We start from the raw sequence: 2,960 nt of genomic DNA on the forward strand, positions 1-2,960 counted from the left end.
CCTCGCGTCCGAGTTGGAGGTCCTTGTCGCCGAGGCCGACGAAGAGATGAAGAGATAGACGTTCCGCCGGATATGCTCTTTGTGAGGCGATGGGATGGAGGTGGGGCCTCGAACGGAAGGCAACCGAAGCCCGCGCGCTTCTCGATGCTATCGACGTCAGCACACCAGTCGGACTGCGGGACCGCGCCTTGATCGGCCTGATGGTCTATTCCTTCGCGCGCATCGGCGCGGCGATCAGCATGAGGGTCGAAGACACTTTCATCCAGAACCGCCGCCTTTGGGTTCGCCTGCACGAAAAAGGCGGCAAGATTCATGCGATGCCGTGCCATCACAATCTCGAAACCTATTCGCACGCCTATATCGACGGCGGTGGCCTCGGCGATGATCCAAAGGGACCGCTTTTCCGAACGATTGGCCGAGGCACAGGCAAACTCACCCAAACGCGCCTGCCCCAAGCAAACGCCTATGCGATGATTCAACATCAGGCCTCTGGCGCCGAAATCGAAACCAAAATCGGCAACCACACTTTCCGGGCAACCGACCCACCGCCTATCTCAAAATGGTGGAACGTTGGAAAAGGCCGCCGCGATGGCGAACCATTCATCGACGCGCACCACCCAACTCTATGACCGGCGGCACGATGAAATGACCCTCGACGAGATCGAGCGGATCGTGATTTGAGGAGCCGCAAACCGCACCGACCGACTTATTCGTTATAGAATTTCTGCGCCGGGGTCTGCTTCGGCACTTCGTCCGGCAGCGTTCGCGCATCGCGTCTGGTGGCAGAAATCTAACACGCGGGTCGCTCCGCCTAAGAGTGGCGCGAAGCGGCAGGAAGGGGTCATCCCCTTCGCTTTGTCAATGCCGCAAGCGGGAGTGGACGAGCGACAGGCAGCGATCCTGCTCAATGCCCGGTCAGAAACTTGTCCTCTAAAATTTTCGCTTCTCTCAACGCTGCGGCCTTAGCCCGCGCAAGGGAAGTTTCGTAAACGACATCAGAGCCAAAAATTTGCCAATACCATTCATCGTCTGATCCGTTGATGACGCCGATCTGCTGATCTGTATTTGACATCACCAAATACACCCCGGGCCTACCAACAATTTCGACGACATAGGCCATAATCTCCGCCCCATCGGGCCATCGTGATCGCCGGATATTCGCGCCGATTTCTTCTCCATCGCCACCGGCAAAAAAAAGCCGCCACGCTAAGCGCGGCGGCAGCGCTGTGGGAGAAACAGCATTATGAATCTTCAAATTACATCACTTTTATTGCGATGCAATATTCGGTTCGCTGCGGTGCATTCACATTCGCGTGTGCAGATGCAGCAAAGTTCCGCCGAAACGCTTTTCCGAAGGTCTGGTTCGAGACGGAAAACGAAGCGAGACGCAGCGTTAGCTGGCGACGAAATACGTTCATACACGCCGGACGGCTCGACTTCAGAACCAATTGGCTACACTGCGGCGCTCGCGCACTTCGGCCCATGCTGCTCACCCAATTCGCGTAGCGCCCGCTGCAATGCTACGAAGGCCCTTCGTGCATTTGCGACTTGGTCGCTGTTGTTGTCGAAGTAGGTGACGTGTTCGAGCAGATAAATGAATTGAGACGCCCTGTGGCTAACTCGGCCCGGTGCGTTCAACGCCCTGATTTCTTTTGCGAGCGAGAGTGCAGTGTAATGATCGAATGATGTTTCGTAGGCTTCCCTTGCGCGCTTTTGCCACGATTCGACCTGATCGATTACCATTTTTGTCCACAATTTCAATGAGTTCATAGGTATTGCGATATAGATTGCCAATCAATTATTACAGTTCCATGAAAGTGGTCGCTGTCTCCGTCCGATTTGACGTAACGGGGCTGCGCCCCAGTTAGCACTTCTGCGCCGGGTGAGGCTCGAAGGCTGCCGCTCGGCTCGCCGTGACGCGGGGCTCGCGCGGGATAAATGAGCCGAGAATACGCATATAGGTCCGGAATCGGCGGAAAAGCCATAGCCTCTTTTTGACCCCGAGCGGCGGCGGGTCATCAATCACCGCACAAAGGGCTCAATTCCGCTCGAAGCTGAGGAATATCGAGCACGGTAGGCCGCCACGATGGAACTTTTTGCGGTTCCGCTTATGTTTCTAAACGTTCTACTTTTCTTTTGCAGTTTGATTTTATTGAATCATTCTAAGAATAACGCGGCCTATAACTGCTTATCGGGAGCAATAGCGTATCGCCCGCGCCGGAAATTTGGAACAAAAGCGGGACAGTTCAGCCGAACAAGCGGCGCCACCATGACGCGCCAGCGTTTGCCTGCATTTGGGGGAGTGGGAGAGAATGTCGGCTTCGAGCCGATTCCCGTCATCGTCCTGACGAGGCGGCAAACGTGTAATTTTGACTAGGCTGGTCGCCAGTTGAGATGTCCCTGTCCAATTCCGCACGCTGCCTCAGTGCAGGCTGCCATTTCTCGGCGTCATCGTTCGGGAACCTCAACAGCGCATTTTCATAGGCGCCGTAAGCCGTGACCGGCTTTCGTGAATCGGCACCGAAAGCGCCCCACCCGCTCCACAGCGTCGGATAACCGCCGCCCAAGGCAGGGGACTCTGTAACAGGCCCGCATTTTTCCTGCTAACTGATTGATGAAACAGGGCAGGCGCAGCTTTGTTAGAAAGTCGCGCGGCCAAAGAAAAGGGGCGCGCCACTGCCGACGCGACCCTCTGCGATCATTAAATGACAGCCTTCCGCACGGCTAATTCCGCCTGCAACGCGGTCAATGCATCATCCAAATAATAGATGAGGCAGCTAACGACGCGCTTTTCCAGTTGCTTGATTTTCGCGTCTGGAAGCTTGGCGTCTTGCAGCCGCTCAAAAATGAAGTCGGAGCCGCAGCGCAAGGCGTCATAGGCCCTGACCAGCGCCCATGTCAGTCCCAAATCTTTCGCGGCCATATGAGCCGCGTGCAGACAGTCGAAGTAGGCTGGCGCA

3 protein-coding genes are annotated in these 2,960 nt (G+C 55.9%); 1 reads left to right on the forward strand and 2 read right to left on the reverse strand.

From position 1 onward, the window contains the following. Positions 1-89: 89 nt before the first annotated feature. Positions 90-629 (forward strand): tyrosine-type recombinase/integrase, encoded by a 540-nt coding sequence (locus ACLP2E_RS10860; protein ID WP_442465927.1) that lies wholly within the window; start codon positions 90-92, stop codon positions 627-629. 275 nt (positions 630-904) lie between these two features. On the opposite strand, the gene ACLP2E_RS10865 is transcribed toward ACLP2E_RS10860, so the two are convergent. Then, on the reverse strand, positions 905-1,255 hold the full coding sequence (locus tag ACLP2E_RS10865) for a hypothetical protein (protein ID WP_442465928.1): 351 nt from the start codon (positions 1,253-1,255) through the stop codon (positions 905-907). Between the two features lie 1,446 nt (positions 1,256-2,701). Then, a partial coding sequence (locus tag ACLP2E_RS10870) for a hypothetical protein (RefSeq protein ID WP_442465929.1) occupies positions 2,702-2,960 on the reverse strand: 259 nt, incomplete at its 5' end.

This window comes from Rhodoblastus sp. (genome assembly GCF_052145335.1).
GTDB lineage: Bacteria > Pseudomonadota > Alphaproteobacteria > Rhizobiales > Beijerinckiaceae > Rhodoblastus.

Bases quoted from the DNA above. Each gene is read 5' to 3' on its own strand.
- ACLP2E_RS10860 (WP_442465927.1), top strand. From the start codon at position 90: ATGGGATGGAGGTGGGGCCTCGAACGGAAGGCAACCGAAGCCCGCGCG.